This window comes from Shewanella kaireitica (assembly GCF_023284045.1).
Classification (GTDB): domain Bacteria; phylum Pseudomonadota; class Gammaproteobacteria; order Enterobacterales; family Shewanellaceae; genus Shewanella; species Shewanella kaireitica.
In genome coordinates this window covers 90,380-112,323 of sequence record NZ_JAKIKQ010000004.1, presented here as the reverse complement: position 1 = coordinate 112,323, position 21,944 = coordinate 90,380, and the positions used below count along the sequence as shown (strand labels likewise).

15 protein-coding genes and 7 tRNA genes are annotated in these 21,944 nt (G+C 43.6%); 1 reads left to right on the top strand and 21 read right to left on the bottom strand.

Annotated elements, in window-relative coordinates; translation table 11 throughout:
- Position 1: 1 nt before the first annotated feature.
- The 19 genes from oadA to recA all read right to left on the bottom strand — a co-directional run bounded on the left by oadA (position 2) and on the right by recA (position 16,988).
- The gene (gene oadA, locus L2730_RS07655; RefSeq protein WP_248974049.1) at positions 2 to 1,810 is read right to left on the bottom strand and encodes a sodium-extruding oxaloacetate decarboxylase subunit alpha; all 1,809 of its coding nucleotides are present in this window, start codon (positions 1,808 to 1,810) and stop codon (positions 2 to 4) included.
- A 19-nt stretch (positions 1,811 to 1,829) separates the two neighbouring features.
- On the bottom strand, positions 1,830 to 2,075 hold the full coding sequence (locus tag L2730_RS07650; RefSeq protein ID WP_248974048.1) for an OadG family protein: 246 nt from the start codon (positions 2,073 to 2,075) through the stop codon (positions 1,830 to 1,832).
- Positions 2,076 to 2,587: 512 nt separating this feature from the next.
- On the bottom strand, positions 2,588 to 3,841 hold the full coding sequence (locus L2730_RS07645) for a BatD family protein (RefSeq protein ID WP_248974047.1): 1,254 nt from the start codon (positions 3,839 to 3,841) through the stop codon (positions 2,588 to 2,590).
- Positions 3,831 to 5,396, bottom strand: coding sequence for a vWA domain-containing protein (locus L2730_RS07640; protein WP_248974046.1), 1,566 nt, complete (start codon positions 5,394 to 5,396; stop codon positions 3,831 to 3,833). Before L2730_RS07640 ends, L2730_RS07645 begins: the two co-directional genes overlap by 11 nt.
- Positions 5,386 to 6,414 (bottom strand): VWA domain-containing protein, encoded by a 1,029-nt coding sequence (locus L2730_RS07635; RefSeq protein ID WP_248974206.1) that lies wholly within the window; start codon positions 6,412 to 6,414, stop codon positions 5,386 to 5,388. Before L2730_RS07635 ends, L2730_RS07640 begins: the two co-directional genes overlap by 11 nt.
- Complete coding sequence (locus L2730_RS07630) at positions 6,404 to 6,874, bottom strand: DUF4381 domain-containing protein (protein ID WP_248974045.1); 471 nt, start codon at positions 6,872 to 6,874, stop codon at positions 6,404 to 6,406. The genes L2730_RS07635 and L2730_RS07630 overlap by 11 nt, the downstream gene beginning before the upstream one ends.
- Complete coding sequence (locus L2730_RS07625; protein WP_248974044.1) at positions 6,871 to 7,803, bottom strand: DUF58 domain-containing protein; 933 nt, start codon at positions 7,801 to 7,803, stop codon at positions 6,871 to 6,873. Before L2730_RS07625 ends, L2730_RS07630 begins: the two co-directional genes overlap by 4 nt.
- A gap of 19 nt (positions 7,804 to 7,822) precedes the next feature.
- A complete protein-coding gene (locus tag L2730_RS07620; RefSeq protein WP_248974043.1) occupies positions 7,823 to 8,800 on the bottom strand; it encodes an AAA family ATPase in 978 nt (325 codons plus the stop codon).
- A 103-nt stretch (positions 8,801 to 8,903) separates the two neighbouring features.
- Positions 8,904 to 10,454 carry an arylsulfatase gene (locus tag L2730_RS07615; RefSeq protein WP_428848443.1) on the bottom strand — a complete coding sequence of 517 codons (1,551 nt, stop codon included), beginning with the start codon at positions 10,452 to 10,454 and terminating at the stop codon, positions 8,904 to 8,906.
- A 931-nt stretch (positions 10,455 to 11,385) separates the two neighbouring features.
- Positions 11,386 to 11,477 (bottom strand) — tRNA-Ser (locus tag L2730_RS07610).
- Between the two features lie 8 nt (positions 11,478 to 11,485).
- A tRNA-Arg gene (locus tag L2730_RS07605) sits at positions 11,486 to 11,562 on the bottom strand.
- Between the two features lie 20 nt (positions 11,563 to 11,582).
- A tRNA-Arg gene (locus L2730_RS07600) sits at positions 11,583 to 11,659 on the bottom strand.
- 30 nt (positions 11,660 to 11,689) lie between these two features.
- Positions 11,690 to 11,766, bottom strand: a tRNA-Arg gene (locus L2730_RS07595).
- A gap of 38 nt (positions 11,767 to 11,804) precedes the next feature.
- A tRNA-Arg gene (locus tag L2730_RS07590) sits at positions 11,805 to 11,881 on the bottom strand.
- A 32-nt stretch (positions 11,882 to 11,913) separates the two neighbouring features.
- Positions 11,914 to 11,990, bottom strand: a tRNA-Arg gene (locus L2730_RS07585).
- 21 nt (positions 11,991 to 12,011) lie between these two features.
- Positions 12,012 to 12,103 (bottom strand) — tRNA-Ser (locus L2730_RS07580).
- A gap of 199 nt (positions 12,104 to 12,302) precedes the next feature.
- Complete coding sequence (gene csrA / locus L2730_RS07575) at positions 12,303 to 12,500, bottom strand: carbon storage regulator CsrA (RefSeq protein WP_020911533.1); 198 nt, start codon at positions 12,498 to 12,500, stop codon at positions 12,303 to 12,305.
- Positions 12,501 to 12,974: 474 nt separating this feature from the next.
- On the bottom strand, positions 12,975 to 15,599 hold the full coding sequence (alaS, locus tag L2730_RS07570) for an alanine--tRNA ligase (RefSeq protein WP_248974042.1): 2,625 nt from the start codon (positions 15,597 to 15,599) through the stop codon (positions 12,975 to 12,977).
- A 321-nt stretch (positions 15,600 to 15,920) separates the two neighbouring features.
- Positions 15,921 to 16,988 (bottom strand): recombinase RecA, encoded by a 1,068-nt coding sequence (gene recA, locus L2730_RS07565; RefSeq protein ID WP_248974041.1) that lies wholly within the window; start codon positions 16,986 to 16,988, stop codon positions 15,921 to 15,923.
- 320 nt (positions 16,989 to 17,308) lie between these two features.
- On the opposite strand from recA, the gene mutS reads away from it, so the two are divergent.
- Positions 17,309 to 19,891 (top strand): DNA mismatch repair protein MutS, encoded by a 2,583-nt coding sequence (mutS, locus tag L2730_RS07560; RefSeq protein WP_248974040.1) that lies wholly within the window; start codon positions 17,309 to 17,311, stop codon positions 19,889 to 19,891.
- Positions 19,892 to 19,949: 58 nt separating this feature from the next.
- Here mutS and rpoS read toward each other — a convergent pair whose 3' ends face one another.
- Positions 19,950 to 20,918, bottom strand: coding sequence for an RNA polymerase sigma factor RpoS (rpoS, locus tag L2730_RS07555; protein ID WP_428848442.1), 969 nt, complete (start codon positions 20,916 to 20,918; stop codon positions 19,950 to 19,952).
- Positions 20,919 to 20,994: 76 nt separating this feature from the next.
- Positions 20,995 to 21,891, bottom strand: a complete 897-nt coding sequence (locus L2730_RS07550; protein WP_248974039.1) for a peptidoglycan DD-metalloendopeptidase family protein — start codon at positions 21,889 to 21,891, stop codon at positions 20,995 to 20,997.
- Positions 21,892 to 21,944 lie beyond the last annotated feature (53 nt).

Below are 21,944 nucleotides of genomic sequence, written 5' to 3'. Positions count from 1 at the left end.
CCTAAGCTAAGGCTAGCAGTTGACTACCAACAGCGACCGAATCACCCTCTTTTACCCAAACCTGAGAGATCACACCATCGGCCTCAGCTCTTACTTCCGTTTCCATCTTCATCGCTTCGAGAATAATAACCACGTCCCCCTCTTTGACACTATCACCAGGAGACACATGTACTTTAAAAATGTTACCTGATAACGGCGCATTTTGTTCAAGCTTTACCACTGAGGTATCAACAGCTGCAGCTGGTGCAGGCGTTGCAAAAGGCACCACATTCTCTGCGGGAGTAATCTCACTAATATCGCCACCTTCAGCGACCTCAACCACAAAGCGCTGCCCTTGCACTGTTACCGTGTAAGTTTCAGGACCCGATTTAGCTGCACAGGCAAGCTCTGCCTTTTTAGCCTCCTCAAGTGCTTTAGCGGCCACTTCAGGTTTTGGTTCAAACGCATCAGGATTATTACGATTGCTAAGGAACTTCAAACCAATCTGCGGGAATAGTGCATAGGTTAATACATCATCATCGAGCTCAGTTGACAGTGTGATAGCCTCTGCTGTGGCCTTTTCAGCAAGCTCAACTCGCAACTTATCAAGTTCTGCTTCGAGTAGATCAGCAGGGCGACATGTAATCGCTTCAGCGCCATCAAGTACCCGCTGCTGTAATTCACTATTAACTGGCGCAGGTGTCGCACCGTACTCGCCTTTGAGTACACCTTCCGTCTCTTTTGTCATCGACTTATAACGTTCACCCGTTAAAACATTGATGACAGACTGGGTACCTACAATTTGCGACGTGGGCGTTACCAGTGGCAGAAAACCTAAATCTTCACGAACACGAGGGATCTCTTCCAACACCAAATCTAACTTATCTGCCGCGCCTTGCTCTTTGAGCTGACTTTCCATGTTAGTTAACATGCCACCAGGCACTTGTGCGCGAAGTATACGTGAATCAATTCCTTTAAGTTCGCCCTCAAATGCTGCATATTTTTTTCGAACGACTCTGAAGTAAGCTGCAATCTCTTCCAGCAGCGCCATATCATAGCCCGTTGCTCTGTCAGTACCTTCAACCATAGCGACTACGGTTTCAGTGGCACTGTGCCCATAGGTTTGACTCATAGAAGAGATAGCAGTATCGAGAACATCAATACCTGCTTCAATCGCTTTTTGATAAGTTGCAGTGCTAAGCCCTGTTGTCGCGTGGCAATGAAGAGAAACGATTAAATTAGTTTGAGATTTGATTTGGCTTATCATTTCATAAGCCTCAAATGGCTTTAAGAGCCCAGCCATATCTTTAATACACAGTGAGTGACAGCCCATATCTTCTATGCGCTTGGCCATATCAATCCAAGTCGCTGTCGTATGTACAGGACTGGTAGTGTAAGACAGTGTCCCTTGCGCATGGGCGCCAACTTCAACCACAGACTTAACCGCAGTCTCGAGGTTGCGCACATCATTCATTGCATCAAAGATTCGGAAAACATCGACACCATTGGTGTGAGCACGTTCTACAAATCGGTTGACTAAATCATCCGCATAATGACGATAGCCTAAAAGGTTTTGCCCTCGAAGTAACATCTGCTGAGGCGTGTTAGGCATCACTTTTTTTAGTTCTCGAATACGTTCCCAAGGATCTTCACCAAGGTAACGAATACAAGAATCAAATGTTGCGCCGCCCCATGATTCAAGCGACCAAAAGCCAACTTTATCAAGCAATGGTGCAATAGGTAACATATCTTCGGTACGCAACCGAGTAGCGAGTATTGATTGGTGAGCATCTCTTAAGACGACATCGGTTAAAGCCAGTGGCTTGCTCATGGTAAACTCCCTACTTTATTTATGCTTTTTGACGGTGTTGATGAATTGCAGAAGCGATTACAGCAGCCATTAAAGGGCTCACTGTTGGTTTGCTTGCTGTCGGCTGGAGAGCAATGTTACGTTTTTTTTCTTGGGGCTCTGGAGCATATTTCTTAGCAACTAGCTTCATCGCCAAAATCAATACACTTAAAAACACAAAAACCAAACACATGCCGAGGATCATTATTCCTAGCGCATCGGTTAACTGTTCTGATATTGCTTCCATCTAATCCTCTCACCAACAATAAAATTGCCAAAGTGCAAACTACCCAGCTAAATGAACAATCACCTACCACAGTTCATTTAGCCAGTTGTGAACACACTGAAACAATACAAACATTCAATCACTATTTATTCACATATTATGCATTTCTGTTGATAACGAAAAATAGCTACTAATAGGCTGTTGCCGCTATCATTGGCAAAAACAATAACTAATCTATAACAAAATAGCGAGAGCTTTGTAAATTGGTCATACCAATAAAAATAAAAACAAACACCACATGATGAAGATTTAACAAAAAAAGCCCACCCATACTGAGGAATAGATAACCAAAAAACAAATATCATCTTATTTACTCAATTAGGTCGTTAAATTGAAGGAAATTGATTTCAGATATAAGAACAGATCACGACCAATCACAGTAATATGAGGTTTTATGCACAAAGGGAAACGGCAATTAAGAGCGGGAAGTTATCGCCAATTTGTAGGGCATAGCATGCCTTTTAACGAAGGGGTTACCTTACAACATATCTAAACAGCTTTTTTAAAGATAGTTCATCCGCAGGTTGAGCTTCGATATCATCACGCTCTTTAGCCAAACGAGGCCCAAAGTAATGTTCAAACAATCTCGATATCGCTTGCTGCTTGTTTGTAAGCTCATCTGTTACAGGTTGCTTAACAGTAACGTGAGGCTTTATTTGCGCCGGAGCTGATACTTTATCACCACGCTGGTAAAGTAAGTTAATAAACCTCCGCCAATCTCTTAGCATTAATGCTTGGCTTAGCTGCACATTTTGAGGCAGCTTCAATTTTTTGTACTTGCAGATCAGCATTAAGCCCACGATAGCCAACACTAATACACAAGCAGCAAGGAGCCATTTATGATTAACGACACTGCCCTTTACAGCAACGCTATATGTCGAATATTGCAGCTGATTTAATCCAACATCAGGCTGCCACCAATTAAGGTTTTCCCCCCCCAATAGATACTCTCCGCTTCGGTGAATAATGTAGCGGTATGTCTGGCTAACGGTTGCAATACTTTCGCCACGATTAACCTTATCCTTCAATTTAGCTTCTTGCGCAATAAGCTTGACTCCTTTAGGCGCAGCAACCTTAAGCCTTGGAATATTCATCGAGGGTAAATTAACAACCGAGATGGTAATTTCACGCTCAATCACATCGCCTATTTGGTAGCTTTGCTTAGGCTCGGACCATTGCTCGTCGATTGAAACCTGCTCTGCGACTATGTAGGGCTCATTATTGGGAATATCCGCTGGTGTATAGGCGTAGAACACTTTAGGTTCAGAGAGCAAACTCAGCGTCTTTGGTTGCAGGCTAACATTATCCATAAATTTAATATCAAACCTGACACTCGGCAACTCTATTAATCCTTGTTGCTCTGGATAAAGATATACTTCCCATAGCTGAGAGGAGTAAGTTACCCCCGCAATCTTTTTGTTACCATTAATGGCGAACGAAGAGGCTCGAGATAATCTTGCCGTAGACATGGAGGGCAGTTCAAATTGAGTGCCACCATTAAAAAAACCATTGACCAGCAGCTCAAAGCGCAACACCACCTGCTCCCCGACTACGGGGTGAACATTAGACACTTGCGTTAGTAGCCGGCTAGTGAATATCGCATTATCTTCGCCCGCTACTTTATGGTTATTAGCGAGGGCACTAAGCTGAAAAAAAGCCAGTAACCCCAATAAAAATGGCAGGAATTGCTTCAGTCGATTTGTATAACACTTTCGTCTATTTGCCATTAGTCGTTACCTCAGGACTTTGGCCTGACGAAGAAGGACTTTGCAGCTGAGAGCGGTTATATTCAGCCTGAAATTTTGCCGCTAAGAACTGTTGTGGATCTTTGCTAATATCGGTCAACCACTGCTGCTTTTTAGTCTCGCTATTTAATAGCTCTTCAACCGATAATTGTTGGATCTCAACCGTAATCTTACCCATCTGCGGTTTATCAGCGCCAAGCTCGGGATCCGTCATGTCATCGGGGTTAATCGATTCAGGTGGATGTTCCTCCTGCTGGCTTTCACCGAGCTGTTTAATATCTCGGATGAGTTGGGTCACAATGCGTAAATTAGTTTCGGCGCCAGGGAAATCTGCATCGATTTCAATCAACAACTGATACAGAGATTGCGCTTTACTGTAATTCCTACCGCGAGTGTATGTCATCGCTAGATTAAATAGACTTTGCAAATCGTTCTGTTGGCGATATATTTTTGCCGCTTTACTGTACTCTTTAGCTTGGTAATACGCCTGTGCTTTCCAATGTGGGTCAGTAAAGATAGTTGCCGCAGTTTGATAATCACCTTGATTGTAATAGTACTGCCCTTGTTGATTTTCGCTGAAAAACCAATCGAGCCAACTCGCTTGTACAGGAGCCGGAAGTAAACTGACGCATAGTACAATGGCGCTTGCCCAATAAAGACTAAAACCTTTACGAAAAAACAACAGCAAAATAAGCCCTGCGGGATAGAGTAACCAATAGCCAAAGTTAACCCGTCGGCTAGACTCTCCTAGTGCACGTTGCTCCAAACTAGCGACTTTGGCAAGCAACCTATCAGGGTTTTCAATCAAACTTTCGCTACCGATAACGCCATAGCCAAGCTTTCTCGCCCCCTCTTCAGCCTCGGTGGTCAATGCGGCAATTACCACCTGTGCGTTTAGCCGATCAGCCAAACCTGATAACTCGCGACCACCGGTAAAACCATCAGAAAAGATCAACAGATCGAAACCAAATTCTTCAATCTCTGGCATAGCACTGATAATGCTGACCAAAGTATCAATATCATCTCCCCCGACAGGCATCATACCTGGTGATAAATACCCCAGATATAAAGTCAGTAATGCGAGTTGGTCTGATGCGGGTAATACTTGATGGCTACTCCCCGAAAATGCCACCAAGGAGATAGGTCTTGCACTCCCCTGTTGTAATAAGGTGGTAATCGCTAATTTTGCCCGAGTTAAATGCTCAATACCTTGTTGCCGCTCTTGCATCGAAGGTGATAGATCTAGCGCTATTACCAGCGGTGCCTTAATGCTATCACCACTGGCCTTTAGCCAGCTGGGTCCCGCTAAGGCGATCACAATCAAACTGCCGCAAAGTAGTGTTAAGGTAATCGGCGCAGTTGCCGTTTTGTGGCTATTTTGCCTAGAGAAGGTCTTTGCAAGATGAGCTGCGATTATCCCATCACCAGCCTGTTCTTCAGCCAACACTCGATTGCGCCAAAGCCCATACATCAACAAAGCTATCGGAAAAAAGAGTAATAGCCAGGCAGGAGCTGAAAACTGAAAGCTAGTCAACATAAGCCCGCCTTCTCACTCTCACCGCCGCTGAAATATTCAATGACAACCACACACAAATATAAATGACGAGCATAGGCCCAAGTAGCCACGGGTAAAGATCTGATTTAGGTTGGAAACTATTCTGCTGATACTTAGCAGGCGCTATGGTGTCAATTTGAGCCAATATCTCGGCGATAGCTGTACTACTATTGCCTTCAAACGCCCTACCATTAGTGATCTTAGCTATTTTATTAAGAGTATTAAAATCAACTTGGTCCTCGCCCTCAGTATCAATAGAGCCCATTCCTAGAGTGAAAATTTCAATACCTTCAGCAGCGGCAACTCGGGCAGCATCGACAGGATCGAGTCTAGAGCTAGTATCGCTGCCATCAGTGACCAATAAAAGAATGCGCTGGCTAGTATTGGAACGCTCAAATGCGCGAATACTTAGGCCTATAGCATCACCAATTGCTGTCGCGGGCCCAGCCATCTGCGTATCCATTTGCTCTAGCAATGTTTGCCATAACCTAATGTCCTCAGTAAAAGGGACTTGCAGGTAGGCGCCAGAGCCAAACACGATCAAACCAAGCCTGTCACCATCGCGTTGCTGTGAAAAGGTGCTAAGCAGTGATTTAAGTGCCACTAAGCGAGATACCTTACTGGCCACTTTCAATTGGCCATCTTGAGATGACTCGTTGCTCGGTAACAAGTAGTCTTTCTGCTCCATAGACTGAGACAAGTCCACAGCAATCATCATGTCTCTACCAGTCTTTTGGGTCACAATAGGCTCTCCAATAAGTACAGGCCGCGCAATACAAAGAGTAATAACAAACCAGCTCAATAGCAGTGCTAGTGCTTGAATACGTTTGCGCTGCTTTATTTGGCTACCAGAGGTAGGCGCTTGGCCTGTCGCTGCGACAATGCGTGAGAAAAATGGCAAGTAAATAGAGGCTGCAGGCTGCCTGTATGCTGGCGAAGCCTTGAAAATAATAAAAGGTAAGATGAGCAGTAGTAGCATCCATGGATACTCAAGACTCATGTTCAAAATGATGCTCCTTTACCCAACGTAGGCATAACTCTTTTAGCGTCACGAAATCAGTTTGTGACAGCTGCTTTGCCACACTTTGAGCGGGCTGATAGTTCAACTGCTCAAGTAGATTAAGCTGCGATTCACTCAATATTGGTTGCTCACTACTGCTGGTAATTAATTGATACCACGCTGTGCCAGTATGGTTTAGCACAATGGATGAATTTCCATTCAAAACTGCCTGACGAAGGATTTGGTTCATGCCACTAGCATTATCCAATGTGAGTGTTTGCAGCTCGCGGTAAGCGACTCTGCGGTATCTATTGGCAACCCAGCGCCGCCTTTTTCTGGCAATAAGTAAACCAAGTACAAGACAAATCCCAATAAGCACGACATACCAACCAGCAGACAAAGGCCACCATGAGATAGGCTCAGGTAGCGGAATCTCAACCAACTGCATCACCTGATTCATTCAGGTTCTCCCATCAATAAACGACTTAACTGACTGATGACTGGCTCATAGGTATTGACAATACCTACTGGTAATATACTGCCTAGCACGGCCTTTTTAAGACTAAGCAACCTTTGCTGGTAAAGCTTTTCATATTTAAGTTGGTTATCAGCATTCGCTTGGATGTTAATCTGCTGCTCACCATGGGATACACTCAGACCATGGGCTCGGGTTAAATCATCTTCTAACGGATCTTGAATGACAAAAAGCAATACGTTTGTTTTCTGAGATAACACCTCTAACTCAGCCAACTCAGCAATTTCTATCCCTTCAATATCAGTTATCAATATCAATACGCTCTGGCTACTTAAAGTCGAAATGAGTGGCCTCACCATTGAGAATATCGATTGTGAAGCATTGGCTGTGTTGTCCGCCGATGACAGCTGTAGTCCATTATTAGCAGTAACAATTGCTTCGAGCAGATGAACAACATTATGACTTGAACGCTTTGGCGATATTGACACTAAATCATTACTGGCCAATACAACGCCTCCAACTCTGTCTCCCGCATCAAATACTTGCCATGCTAACAGCGCAGCTAAATGCGCAGCGGTTACTGACTTGGTGTTAACTTGGCTACCAAAAAACATCGGCAAGCGCTGATCGACAATGATATGAACAGGTCTATCAGTTTCTTCAGAGTAAACTCTCACATAGGGCTTACCTAGGCGGGCTGAAACTCTGGAGTCAATTTGCCGAATATTGTCACCAGCTTGATATTGTCTCAGCTCTTCAAAATTTAATCCGCGACCTTTTATCCGCGACGCATGTCGGCCAGAGAGCATTCCCGCAGGCCTATACCGCGGCGATAACGACAGTTGACGACTTTCCTCTCTAAGTGCCAATAACGCAGCTAAATTGGTATAGATCCTAGGATCGCGCTGATTCATAGCTGGCTCGAAGTATTATTCATAATACAGGCGTCACACTAACGAGTTCTTTCACCACGTCTTGAGCACTCATACCATCAGCGACTGCAGCATAAGAAAGCATTAATCGATGACTCAGCACCGCTAATACAACAGCTCGCACATCATCAGGGTCAACATAGTCTCTGCCCTCAAGGACTGCATGAGCTCTAGAGGCTTTATCAAGCGCTATTGACGCTCTGGGGCTAGCCCCTATCTTGATATATTTATGTAACTCGCTGTTTGGATACCTTTCTGGCTTTCGGGTGCCCATCACTAACGCTACAATATACTTTTCAATGCTTTCAGACATGAAGACTTGATGCACTAATTGCCTCCCCTGCATGATCAACTCTTCAGCATTATCGGTGTTGAGTGACTTAGTATCATTTTGCGCTTCCTGTCCACGAGTGAGGCGAATAATCGCCAATTCAGTTTCATCATCTGGGTAATCAATAACTACTTTAAACAGAAATCGATCCATCTGTGCTTCAGGTAGAGGGTAGGTTCCCTCTTGCTCTACTGGGTTTTGAGTCGCTAAAACTAAAAACACGGCTTGCATTGGATGGCTGGTATTTCCAATGGTGACTTGACGCTCCTCCATCGCTTCAAGTAACGCAGACTGAACTTTGGGTGGTGCTCGGTTAATCTCATCCGCCAGCAAGATATGGTTAAAAATAGGGCCGGGATTGAAGTCAATGTTGTTATTTTCTGAAGATGATAGCGCTTCATAACCAATGACGTCAGAGGGTAAGAGATCAGGAGTAAATTGAACTCGCCCTTGAGATAGGTTCAACAAATCAGCTAAGGTTTTTACAGAGCGTGTTTTAGCTGTGCCTGGTAGCCCTTCGAGTAGCACATGCCCGTCAGCCAATAGTGCTAAGACGAGACTTTTTACAACATGCTCTTGACCGAGAACTTGTTCCTCTAGCGCAACTTGCAACTGATTAAGCTGTGAATATATTGCTTGGCTGTCCATACAGTGAATATCCTTAATGCACATTTTCTATTTTTAAAAAGCGCTAACACTAACCTTTTTAAAAATAGAAAAAGGGCGCAAGCGCCCTTTGTCATTGTTAACTCTATTTACTCGCAGGTTGCTGTAATTTCTCCATAACCTGATCTAGGCTAAAGCTCGCGGCTTTTTGGCTAGGTGGATATTCTTTAAAGGTTTCGAGGAACTTGCCAACATAAACCTGAGCAGGAACCAACATAAATGCTCGATCTAACATCCAATCCCAATAGGTATTTGAGGTTATATCGGCATTTTCATAAGGATCCATTCTTAGGTTATAAATCTTAGGGAGACGCAGCACCACAAATGGCTCAGCCCATAAAGCTAATGTTCCAGCAAGACGCTGCTCCATAAAGACCAACTTCCAGTTTTTAAAACGTAAAGCCGCAAGATCACCATCATCAGTAAAATAAAAGATCTCTTCACGAGGGCCAGATTTATCTTTACCAGTTAAATAGGGCAAGAAATTATAACCATCGAGATGGTTTTTAAACTTCTTACTGCCGGCTTTATGGCCTTTTAATAGCTTGTCTTTAACTTTGCTGTCACCTGCTGCGGCTGCAAATGTCGGCAGCCAATCCATATGATGCATAATTTCATTAGAGACTGAGCCTGCTTCGATGTTTCCAGGCCAACTCACCATGGCGGGAACTCGATAAGCTCCCTCCCAGTTAGTATTTTTCTCACCTCTGAAAGGTGTTGTTCCCGCATCCGGCCAAGTATTCATATGTGGGCCGTTGTCGGTAGAGTAAAATACGATGGTATTGTCTTTGATACCTAACTTATCTACGGTATCGAGCAGTTGCCCTACGTGATTATCGTGCTCTATCATGCCATCAGCATAATTACTTAAACCACTTGAACCTTGCAGTTCAGCTTTCACATGCGTACGAAAATGCATGCGGGTGCCACTCCACCATACAAAGAACGGTTTTTTGCTTTTTACTGTTCGCTCCATAAAGTCGATAGCAGCAGCAACCGTTTCATCGTCCACTGTTTCCATACGCTTTTTGGTTAACGGCCCTGTATCTTCAATCTTGCCGTCAGCAGATGACTTGATAACCCCACGTGGGCCAAACTTCTTGCGAAATTCAGGGTTCTTAGGGTAATCGGCATTTTCAGGCTCTTCTTCAGCATTTAAGTGGTATAAGTTTCCAAAAAACTCATCGAAACCGTGATTTGTAGGCAAGAATTCATCTTTGTCTCCGAGATGGTTTTTACCAAACTGCCCCGTGGCGTACCCCATAGGCTTAAGAATTTCAGCAATGGTTGCATCTTTTGCCTGTAAGCCTATATCCGCCCCGGGCATTCCCACCTTTGATAAGCCAGTACGGAATACACTTTGCCCGGTGATAAAGGTTGAGCGTCCAGCAGTACAGGACTGTTCACCATAGTAATCGGTAAACATCATCCCCTCTTTGGCAATACTATCAATATTAGGTGTTTTATAGCCCATTACACCGAAGGTATAAGCACTGATATTAGACTGTCCAATATCATCTCCCCAAATAACTAGAATATTTGGCTTGTCCGCTCCCACCGCAGCAAAGGACATTAGCCCAGCGGTTAGCGGCAATAGTGCCAGACTTTTTGCAAACTTATTGCGAAGTAGCGTCATAAAAGATCTCCGTTCATTAGTACAAACTTGTTTTTATACAAACCTGAATTCATTCTGCGCATTGCGACTTCCAGAATGACTATGACAAATATAGCTGTTCACTTTAAAATCACACGTTAATGAAGTGTAATCAACCAAAAATACGCTTTATTCTATAAATTTACAGATGGACGAGCTAGCAACTACAATTGTCAATTTCTTATTAGTACGTATCAAAACCAAGTGTAGGTCACAAAACCTCTGTTATACCAATTGCATTAAAAGTTTGACCATTCAGCGGGAATTCAAAACGCTGTAGGCAAGTAGTGGGGGTTGAGCTAATAGTTATTCTCGGCTCTGGCATCCTGCTTCGCTCTACCTCCTAAATCTGACCGCCAAGGAGGGCCGGAATGTCTTATTTTGTATGGAACAAAATAGACCATTTAGTCGTATATCCAAATCCCATAGCGAAGCATACAGCGTTTTGCCAATTTGACTCACCTAAGTCGCACTACGTGAGCCACTCAGTCTTTCCACTTCTGCTTTGCATTGGCTTAAAAGGGAATAACCATTTCTTTACCAATGCGCTTTGAATTGAAAAGACTGAGGGGGTCTGAACTGCTCAAATACTTAATGCAATTGGTATTAGGGGAGTCATCATATTGACAAGGGGGAAAATGAAATTGGCGTCGTATGTGAAAATTATCCTAGCCTGCTGCAGCTAACTTTAAGCCTCCAAATACTCTTCTTCACCTGTGTAATGGCTTTAGGGAATGAACACTCTCGTCAAGCCACGATAAAGTACAACATATTAATGCTTGCGGATAACTTGCTATTGAGAACACATGGAGTGCTTATTTTTGAGTAAGGCTAAAATGATAAGATTTACTGGCTAGTATATTACGGGCACAAAAAAACCGCTTCTAAAAGCGGTTTTTTTGTATTTAAAGAATGGCGGAGAAGGAGGGATTCGAACCCTCGATGGGAGTTAAAGCCCATACTCCCTTAGCAGGGGAGCGCCTTCGGCCACTCGGCCACCTCTCCGCAAAACTTGGTGCGCGTGGAAGGAGTCGAACCTCCGACCGCCTGGTTCGTAGCCAGGTACTCTATCCAGCTGAGCTACACGCGCTAAATTCTGTAAACTTTATATGGTGCGGATGGGAGGATTCGAACCTCCGACCGCCTGGTTCGTAGCCAGGTACTCTATCCAGCTGAGCTACATCCGCATATATAAAGGTATATCGACTAAGGCTTAATGGTGCGGATGGGAGGATTCGAACCTCCGACCGCCTGGTTCGTAGCCAGGTACTCTATCCAGCTGAGCTACATCCGCGCATATTAAGTTTTAGGTCTAGCTTTTAAATGATTTAATGGTGCGGATGGGAGGATTCGAACCTCCGACCGCCTGGTTCGTAGCCAGGTACTCTATCCAGCTGAGCTACATCCGCTCACTAAAACATTTAAACACAACAGTAGATTATGGTGCGGATGGGAGGATTCGAACCTCCGACCGCCTGGTTCGTAGCCAGGTACTCTATCCAGCTGAGCTACATCCGCATCGTCGTCTACTTTAAGAAATGGCGGAGAAGGAGGGATTCGAACCCTCGATGGGAGTTAAAGCCCATACTCCCTTAGCAGGGGAGCGCCTTCGGCCACTCGGCCACCTCTCCGTTTCTTGGCGCACATATTACTGTTTGCCGAAAATAAGTCAAACCATTTTTAAGAAACAATATCCGTTTGAACTGTTTTTAAGCATGTTGACTGTATATCCGCCTAAGAACGCCTATTATCAGACTTTTAAAAACCAAAAAATAAAAAAGCCAGTTAAAAAACTAGCTTCTAAAATTCTCAGTAATCATCAAACTACAATCAGAAATTTCCGCCTTCAGGGGCAGAGCCTGATTTTTCAGATTGAATGCGTTGGTAAATCTCTTCGCGATGGACAGAGACTTCTTTAGGTGCATTAACACCAATTCTAACTTGGTTACCTTTAACGCCTAATACAGTGACAGTAACTTCATCACCAATCATCAGTGTTTCACCAACACGACGAGTCAATATCAGCATTATTTTGCTCCTTTAGTTCCTAAATCTGCTTTATACGGCATTATTCCGTTATATACATATTATAGAGTTAGCTTAGTACAAATTAACAGTATTCAATTTGAAATAAGCCAATTAATTACATCTTTAAAACGGTTTACACTACTTTGAAGACGAAACCCTATAAGCCATATTAAGAAAAAACTGCACTAAAAGGCCATTATCAAACATCTAGATTAAACAAGCATGAAAAAAGCACCAATAGCTTCCTCGCCACCATTTAACCGTGTCTATAGCCACACAACTCTTAATTGTCACATTCAACCATACCAAAGTTAACTGTGATATCTACTAGTTTTCTCGTAAACAGTGATATTTATGCAATTAGTTAGCTAAATACTCCCAGTATCGTTGTTGCAATTCTATTTTTTAAGCTTCTAACAACAAAAAACGCTCATAAAGAGCGTTTTTAGTATTTTCATTCAACAATCATCGTCATTAAGCGAGCTTATCTGTAATCCAAGGGATTACGCTATCTAATGCGCCTTTAAGGTTTTCAGGCTGACTACCACCGGCCTGAGCCATATCAGGGCGTCCACCGCCCTTGCCGCCAACCTGAACAGCGATAGAAGCAACAAGTTCGCCAGCTTTCACTTTAGCCGTCAGATCCTTAGTCACACCTGCAATTAGGTTAACCTTGGCGTCTCCGGCAATACCTAAGACTACGATACCCGACTTAAGCTTTTGCTTTAGCTCATCTTGAAGGCCACGAAGTGAACCTGCATCAACACCTTCAAGTTGCTTAACCAAAACTTTGATGCCATTAACCTCAACAGCTTCACCTGCTAAATCAGCACTCGTCGCTGCTGCTAACTTATCTTTTAGCTGAGCAAGTTCTTTCTCCAAAGCCTTCGACTTATCAAGCTGAGCCTTAAGCTTGGTGATAACTGACGCGCTATCGCCTTTAAGCAGTGCCGCAGCCTCCTCAAGTGACGCTTGCTGCTTAGCCACATATGCCATCGCAGCTGCGCCAGTTACCGCTTCAATACGACGTATACCGGCTGCGATTCCGCCTTCTGAGGTGATCTTAAATAGACCTATGTCACCAGTACGTCCTACGTGTGTACCACCGCAAAGTTCAATAGAGAAGTCGCCCATCGTCACGACGCGTACTTCAGCGTCATATTTTTCGCCAAATAACGCCATAGCGCCCTTTTCTTTGGCTTGCTCAATATCCATGACTTCGGCTTTAAGCTCATGGTTACGACGAATTTGAGTATTAACCAACTTTTCAACTTCTTTAAGTTCTGAGGCTTTAACCCCTTCGAAATGAGAGAAGTCAAAACGTAACCGCTCAGGATCAACCAATGAACCTTTTTGAGTAACATGAGTGCCGAGTACTTGACGCAACGCTGCGTGTAAAAGATGTGTCACAGAGTGATTTAACTCAGTGCGATGACGTAGCTTCTTATCGACATTGGTTGCGATACTCTGCCCAACAGTAATAGAACCTACAGCAAGCTTACCGATATGCCCGATTGCCTGGCCATATTTCTGTGTATCTGCTACTTGGTACTCTACACCGTCAGCTAGCAGCACGCCTTTATCACCACACTGGCCACCTGATTCGCCATAAAACGGTGTGTTATCGAGTACGATAACTGCTTCATCACCAACATTCAGCACATCTACAGACTCACCCGCTTTATAGATAGCAGTAACGCTTGCTTGGTTATTAAGCTCTTGGTAACCAACAAAACCGCTCTGTTCATCAATTTTGAGGCCTTCATTGTAATCAGTTTCAAACTGACCAGCAGCTTGAGCACGACTGCGCTGCTCAGCCATTGCCGTTTTGAAACCCGCTTCGTCAACGGTAATATCGCGCTCACGACAAACATCAGCAGTCAAATCAACAGGGAAGCCGTAAGTGTCATACAACTTAAATGCTGTTTCTCCATCGAGCACATCGCCTTTCAAGCTAGATAGTGCATTATCTAAAATACCTAGACCACGCTCTAAAGTACGAGCAAACTGCTCCTCTTCAGCTTTAAGTGATTTTTCTACGATAGCTTGTGTTGCAACTAAACCTTTAGCAGCATCGCCCATCACTTCGATTAATGTTGGTACTAACTTATAGAAGAAACTACTCGTTGCTCCCAGCTTGTTGCCATGACGCACTGCACGGCGAATAATTCGACGAAGTACATAGCCGCGACCTTCATTTGATGGCATTACACCATCAGCGATTAAGAAGGCACATGAACGAATATGATCTGAAATAACTCGCAAAGACTTATTCTCTAAATCAGTCACGCCAAGAATTTCTGCCGTCTTTTTGATAAGTGCTTGGAAAATGTCAATTTCGTAATTCGAGTGTACGCCCTGCATAATAGCGGCGATACGCTCAATCCCCATGCCAGTATCAACCGATGGTTTTGGTAGTGGGTTCATCGCACCGTCAGATTGACGATTGTACTGCATGAATACAATGTTCCAGATCTCAATAAATCTGTCGCCATCTTCTTCAGGTGTGCCAGGACGTCCGCCCCATATATGCTCACCGTGGTCATAAAATATTTCAGTACAAGGACCACAAGGACCCGTGTCACCCATCTGCCAGAAGTTATCCGACGCATAAGCGGCACCTTTATTGTCACCAATACGAATGATATTTTCAGGTGCTACACCGACTTTCTTAGTCCAAATATCGTATGCTTCGTTATCTGTTTCGTAAATCGTTACACATAAACGCTCTTTAGGTAGCTTTAACTCTTGAGTTAAGAAGTTCCATGCAAAGTTAATTGCATCTTCTTTAAAGTAATCGCCAAAGCTAAAGTTACCCAACATTTCAAAAAATGTATGGTGACGTGCTGTATAACCAACATTGTCTAAATCATTATGCTTGCCACCTGCGCGCACACAGCGCTGAGAAGAGGTAGCACGGGTATAATTGCGCTTGTCTTCACCAAGAAAGACGTCCTTAAACTGGTTCATGCCCGCATTGGTAAATAACAGTGTAGGGTCATTACCCGGCACTAAAGAACTACTATCAACGACCTGGTGACCATTTGTGCGGAAATATTCCAAAAAAGCACTACGCAGTGCTGCAGTGGTTTGATACATGAAACCGTCCTGAATTAGGTTGTGCAACTAGCTCGAAAAGAGCCTAATGATAAATTTTTATGAAGAGCATTATAAGCAGTGTCATGACTAACAACCAGCCCTGTAGATGCAAAACTCGCTAGACAGTTAAAAATAAAATGGATCTTGCGCGGTAACCAATAGATATGAACGTAAAAGCAGTCAGTTATCGCCATATCGACAACAAATTCATCGACAGCTCAAAAAGATGTAACTTAAAAACAACTACGGCGTGCTTATAGCACGCCGTAGTTAGCATTGATAACCCTATGGGTTTAGGGCTAATGGAATGATGACATTCGTTTAAAAAACTTCACCGGTTTCCATATCAACATTATCACCAGCTGTATCAGTGGCGCCAGCTTCAACTTTTTCGCCTTTGCCTAACAACATTGAACGTAGAGCTGTTTCAATCTCATCTGATATTTCTGGGTTCTCGATTAAGTACTTACCCGCATTTGCGCGGCCTTGGCCGATTTTGCTGCCTTTGTATGCATACCATGCACCTGACTTTTCAATCAACTTGTGCACAACACCGAGGTCAACTAATTCGCCAGTACTGTTAATACCTTGACCGTAAAGGATTTGGAACTCAGCTTGCTTAAATGGTGCAGCAATCTTGTTCTTCACCACTTTTACGCGTGTTTCGTTACCAATAACTTCATCACGATCTTTAATCGCACCTGTACGGCGAATATCTAGACGAACTGACGCATAAAACTTAAGTGCGTTACCACCCGTTGTCGTCTCTGGGTTACCAAACATCACACCAATTTTCATACGAATTTGGTTAATAAAAATAAGCAGTGTATTCGACTGTTTAAGGTTACCCGCAAGTTTACGCATCGCTTGGCTCATCATACGTGCAGCAAGGCCCATGTGAGAGTCACCAATTTCGCCTTCAATTTCGGCTTTTGGTGTTAGTGCAGCAACCGAGTCAACAATAATCACATCTACAGCACCTGAGCGAGTTAATGCATCACAGATCTCTAACGCTTGCTCACCGGTGTCAGGTTGTGAACAAAGTAAGTTATCAATATCGACACCTAGCTTTTGAGCATATACAGGATCCAAGGCATGCTCCGCATCGATAAATGCACAGGTCTTTCCTTGCTTCTGCGCTGCTGCGATAACTTCAAGAGTAAGTGTCGTCTTACCTGATGATTCTGGACCGTAGATCTCAACGATACGTCCCATTGGTAGGCCGCCAGCGCCTAATGCCACATCCAAAGAGAGAGAACCTGTCGAGATAGTTTCAACATCCATTGAGCGATCTTCACCCAACTTCATAATTGAACCTTTACCAAATTGCTTTTCAATTTGACCTAAAACGGCATTTAACGCTTTCTCTTTATTTGGATCAGTCTTCATTCTTATGTCCTTTGGATCTCAGTGCTAATACAGTATCAGCACTGCATTATCATTTAGGTGATGACTCTAATGCCTTCTCTAGAGCCTCAATATGAAACTAGTATACTGTACAATCATACAGTATCAAGTACTGTGCAAGATTTTTTTACAAAGACATATAAATCAACAAGATAGTTACCCTCCGTTAAACATAGCCATGAATTAACAGTATTTCATTGCAATAATCCACACTAAAATGGGTAAAAAATTGCTAAGATTGGCTCCCATAATTGTTTCATGGCTCACGATGGCCGCAGTAAAAGTACAGGCAAAGCAAATCAATGACTGCAATTGAACCGCAAAACATAGAAAAACATACCCCAATGATGCGTCAGTATTTGACGTTAAAAGCACAACATCCAGACATGTTGTTATTTTATCGCATGGGAGATTTCTACGAGCTTTTCTACGAAGATGCTAAGCTCGCATCGGAGCTGTTAGGGATATCATTGACAGCGAGAGGCAAAAGCGGCGGTGATCCTATTCCCATGGCTGGCCTACCCTACCATGCAGTAGAAGGGTATCTAGCTAAGCTAGTTCAACTGCGAGTATCTGTTGCGATATGTGAGCAAATTGGTGATCCCGCAACTTCAAAAGGCCCTGTCGAGCGTAAAGTGGTTCGCATAGTGACCCCTGGTACTTTAACCGATGAGGCTTTACTGCAGGAACGACAAGATAATTTGTTAGCCGCGCTCTATCAAGGTAAAAGCGGGTACGGCTATGCCACGCTGGATATCGCATCGGGCCGTTTTGTGATCACAGAGCTGGCAAATACCGAAGCGCTAGAAGCAGAACTGCAAAGAACCAACCCAGCAGAATTACTCTATAGCGAAGATTTCTCGCAGATGAGCCTTATTGCTGGCATGAATGGTACTCGCCGTCGTCCTGAATGGGAGTTTGATTTTGATACCTGCCAACGTTTACTACTAAATCAATTCGGTACAAAAGATCTTAATGGTTTCGGTATTGAAGGTGCTAGACTTTCGCTACAAGCTGCTGGCTGTTTGATGCAATACGTCAAAGATACTCAGCGTACCGCACTGCCACACATTAACTCTATCGTGCGTTTTAACCAAACAGATAGCATAGTGCTTGATGCAGCAACCCGCCGTAATCTAGAACTGACCGTAAACTTACAAGGCGGGCACAGCAATACTTTGGCTTCAGTTTTAGACAATACCGTTACCGCTATGGGGAGCCGCATGTTGCAGCGCTGGTTGCATCAACCACTGCGAGATCACCAAGTGATTAAAGCAAGGCAGTCATCAATTGCCGAGTTAATTGCAACAGAAAACTACCAACTTCTCGCTGATGATTTAAAAGCGCTTGGGGATGTTGAGCGAATTACTGCACGTATCGCGCTTCGAAATGCCCGACCAAGAGATTTCGCCCGTTTACGTCAGGCATTAGGGTTATTACCTCAGCTACAACAAACGTTAAAAACCTCCTCAGAACCTCACCTACAATATTTGTCACAGGTTATTGGAGAGTTTCCTGAAGAGTTAGCATTACTCTCTAGGGCTGTTGTCGACAATCCGCCCATGCTTATTCGCGATGGCGGTGTAATACGAGACGGTTACGATGCAGAGTTGGATGAGTGGCGCGTACTAAGCGCTGGTGCTACTGATTATTTGACTCAACTTGAAGCCAGAGAAAAAGAGCAAACAGGCATATCAACCCTCAAAGTCGGTTACAACCGAGTTCACGGTTACTATATTGAAGTCAGCCGCCGTGAGTCTGATTTAGTACCACTGAGCTATCAGCGACGTCAAACACTCAAAAACACTGAACGTTATATTATTGCTGAGCTAAAAGAGCATGAAGAGAAAGTGCTTTCTAGCCAGGGAAAAGCGTTAGCACTCGAAAAACAGTTATGGGAACAGTTGTTTGATCTCATCTTACCTAAGCTGCATGAACTGCAAGAGTTTGCCACTGCGGCGGCAGAGTTAGATGTATTATGCAATTTCGCTGAGCGCGCTGAAACACTTAATTATGCCTGCCCAGAGCTTTCTGACACATCAGGCATACACGTTGAAGCAGGTCGTCATCCTGTCGTCGAACAAGTAAGTCAAAGCCCTTTTATTGCCAATCCAGTGACGCTAAATTCACAGCGTAAGATGCTGATTGTAACAGGACCTAATATGGGCGGTAAGTCCACCTATATGAGACAGATTGCCCTCATTACATTAATGGCCCATATAGGTTGTTATGTTCCCGCAGAACACGCGGTTATCGGTCCAGTTGATAGGATATTTACGCGCATTGGTGCATCTGATGATTTAGCATCTGGCCGCTCAACCTTCATGGTGGAGATGACTGAAACGGCAAATATCCTTCACAATGCGACGCCAAATAGCCTAGTGCTAATGGATGAAATTGGTCGTGGAACCTCAACCTATGATGGTCTTTCACTTGCGTGGTCAGCAGCCGAGTACTTAGCAAATAATTTAAACGCTATGACCCTATTTGCCACTCATTATTTCGAGTTGACCCAGCTGCCAGAACAGATGGGAAATGTCGAAAACGTGCATTTAGATGCCGTTGAACATGGTGACACTATTGTATTTATGCATGCAGTACAGGAAGGTCCAGCGAGCCGTAGCTACGGACTACAAGTTGCTGCACTTGCAGGTGTTCCTAACAGCGTTATCAGTGCGGCCAAACAAAAACTTCACCATTTAGAAAGCCGCGATCACGCATTAGAGCAATCTAAAAATGGAGAGATGGCAGTGCAGCAAGCAATGAGCTTCCCAGCTCAACCGACATCACCAGTGATAGAAGCACTTGAAAAACTCAACCCAGATGAATTAACACCAAGACAGGCTCTCGATTACCTTTACAACTTGAAGAAAATGACCAGGTAATTTGTAATCAAGAGATACAAAAAAGGCGCCATTGGCGCCTTTAATTTATCATTAACAACTACACTCTGAAGATAGCTTCAACTGACAGCCCTTGAGCCCCAAGTAGATCTTTCAAACGCTTTAACGCTTCGACTTGGATTTGGCGTACACGCTCACGTGTCAAACCAATCTCTTTGCCCACATTTTCAAGTGTTGATGGCTCATAACCCAATAACCCGAATCGGCGCGCTAACACTTCTCTTTGTTTGGTATTAAGTTCATCTAACCATTTCACAACTGATTTTGACATATCTTCATCCTGAACTTTGTAATCAGGACCAACGTTGTCATCATCGGCTAATACGTCAAGCAGTGCTTTATCACTTTCACCGCCTAATGGGGTATCCACAGAGGTAATGCGTTCATTGAGCTTTAGCATACGGCTAACATCACTACTTGACAGATCAAGCTTCTCTGCAATCTCTTCCGCTGTGGGCTCATGATCAAGTTTATGTGCTAGCTCTCGTGCCGTACGCAAGTAAACATTGAGTTCTTTAACAACGTGAATAGGTAATCTAATCGTACGAGTCTGATTCATTATTGCTCGTTCAATTGTTTGTCTAATCCACCAAGTGGCATAGGTAGAGAATCTAAAACCGCGTTCAGGGTCAAATTTTTCAACTGCGCGGATTAGGCCTAAATTGCCCTCTTCGATAAGGTCAAGCAGCGCTAAGCCACGATTATTATATCGGCGAGCAATTTTTACCACAAGTCTAAGGTTACTTTCAATCATGCGGTTACGTGATTTTTCACAGCCTTTAAGAGACTTGCGTGAAAAGAACACCTCTTCTTCTGCACTGAGAAGGGGGGAAAATCCGATTTCGCCAAGATACAGTTGAGTTGCATCGAGGTTTTTTTGTAAATCGTCTTGTACTTGTTGTTCTAATTCTGCTTCTTTAACTGCTTTTGTACTGAGGTCTGATTTGGATTCCTTTACAGAAACATTCGTAGGTTCTTCTGCCATAACGGCGTTATTAGTTCTGCCCATAATATATCTCCCGAATTTTCAATTTAATTACTGCACTTCACTATCCTCCGATTTGCCAAATTGGCAGCCTAATCAATTATTGCTTAGGCAAATATTTAAGTGGGTTTACTGACTTCCCATGATAACGGATCTCAAAATGTAACATGACCCGATTCGTGCCTGTACTACCCATTTTAGCAACTGCCTGTCCAGCATTAACAGCTTGCTTTTCTTTTACTAAGATCTTATCAGCATGTGCGTAAGCACTGAGGTAATCGTCGCTATGTTTTATAATAACCAAATTACCATATCCTCGTAGTGCACTTCCTGCATAAACCACTCTACCACTAGCAGCAGCTTTAATTGCCTCACCACGATTACCCGCGATCTTTATTCCTTTATTTCCCTGCTCTTTGGCTGAGAAAGTACCAATCACCTTACCTTTCACTGGCCAGGACCAACGACTTACCTTTTTCGGCAGTGTTGACTCTTGCCTGTGGATAACTCGGTTAACAGCTTGTTGACTGTCTGTAACAGAATACGCAGGCTTTGCCACATGATCAAGCTGTTTTTTTGACGCAGATTTAGCGGTCTCTTGAGATACCGCAGATGACACAACTGGTTGTTTAACAATAGAATTTATTGTATTGACCGCCTGTTTAGATGTCTGTTTCGACGGTTTTTTGGCAGTATTGCTATTTGTAACAGATTTTTTAGAGTTTAGACTCAACACCTGTCCAGGGTAGATGGTGTAAGGCTTTGCAAGATTATTTATCTTTGCTACGTGAGCAAAATCTTTATTTGCTCCCCAAGAGATAGAGTAAAGTGTATCTCCCTGTTTCACCTTATAGCGGCTAGCGGTAATAGAGCCTTTATCGTGGGAAGGTTTGCTAGGGTAATTAAGTGATTCTACAGGCGCGGGACGGTCAGCCTGAAAACTACAGCCGGCTAACAACAAAATAAAAACGATAGTGAAGTGTGGTAAAAACTTCATATAAACAGGCCACCCCAAATCGCTAGTCTGCGACGATAACTAAAATATTGCGC

What these genes read in the sequence shown, in the direction of transcription:
- rpoS (WP_428848442.1), bottom strand. Translation starts at nt 20,918, where the DNA reads ATGGGCAGAACTAATAACGCCGTTATGGCAGAAGAACCTACGAATGTT.
- L2730_RS07635 (WP_248974206.1), bottom strand. Translation starts at nt 6,414, where the DNA reads ATGAGTCTTGAGTATCCATGGATGCTACTACTGCTCATCTTACCTTTT.
- alaS (WP_248974042.1), bottom strand. Translation starts at nt 15,599, where the DNA reads ATGTATCAAACCACTGCAGCACTGCGTAGTGCTTTTTTGGAATATTTC.
- L2730_RS07650 (WP_248974048.1), bottom strand. Translation starts at nt 2,075, where the DNA reads ATGGAAGCAATATCAGAACAGTTAACCGATGCGCTAGGAATAATGATC.
- L2730_RS07550 (WP_248974039.1), bottom strand. Translation starts at nt 21,891, where the DNA reads ATGAAGTTTTTACCACACTTCACTATCGTTTTTATTTTGTTGTTAGCC.
- L2730_RS07645 (WP_248974047.1), bottom strand. Translation starts at nt 3,841, where the DNA reads ATGGCAAATAGACGAAAGTGTTATACAAATCGACTGAAGCAATTCCTG.
- csrA (WP_020911533.1), bottom strand. Translation starts at nt 12,500, where the DNA reads ATGCTGATATTGACTCGTCGTGTTGGTGAAACACTGATGATTGGTGAT.
- oadA (WP_248974049.1), bottom strand. Translation starts at nt 1,810, where the DNA reads ATGAGCAAGCCACTGGCTTTAACCGATGTCGTCTTAAGAGATGCTCAC.
- L2730_RS07630 (WP_248974045.1), bottom strand. Translation starts at nt 6,874, where the DNA reads ATGAATCAGGTGATGCAGTTGGTTGAGATTCCGCTACCTGAGCCTATC.
- L2730_RS07615 (WP_428848443.1), bottom strand. Translation starts at nt 10,454, where the DNA reads ATGACGCTACTTCGCAATAAGTTTGCAAAAAGTCTGGCACTATTGCCG.
- L2730_RS07640 (WP_248974046.1), bottom strand. Translation starts at nt 5,396, where the DNA reads ATGTTGACTAGCTTTCAGTTTTCAGCTCCTGCCTGGCTATTACTCTTT.
- recA (WP_248974041.1), bottom strand. Translation starts at nt 16,988, where the DNA reads ATGAAGACTGATCCAAATAAAGAGAAAGCGTTAAATGCCGTTTTAGGT.
- mutS (WP_248974040.1), top strand. Translation starts at nt 17,309, where the DNA reads ATGACTGCAATTGAACCGCAAAACATAGAAAAACATACCCCAATGATG.
- L2730_RS07620 (WP_248974043.1), bottom strand. Translation starts at nt 8,800, where the DNA reads ATGGACAGCCAAGCAATATATTCACAGCTTAATCAGTTGCAAGTTGCG.
- L2730_RS07625 (WP_248974044.1), bottom strand. Translation starts at nt 7,803, where the DNA reads ATGAATCAGCGCGATCCTAGGATCTATACCAATTTAGCTGCGTTATTG.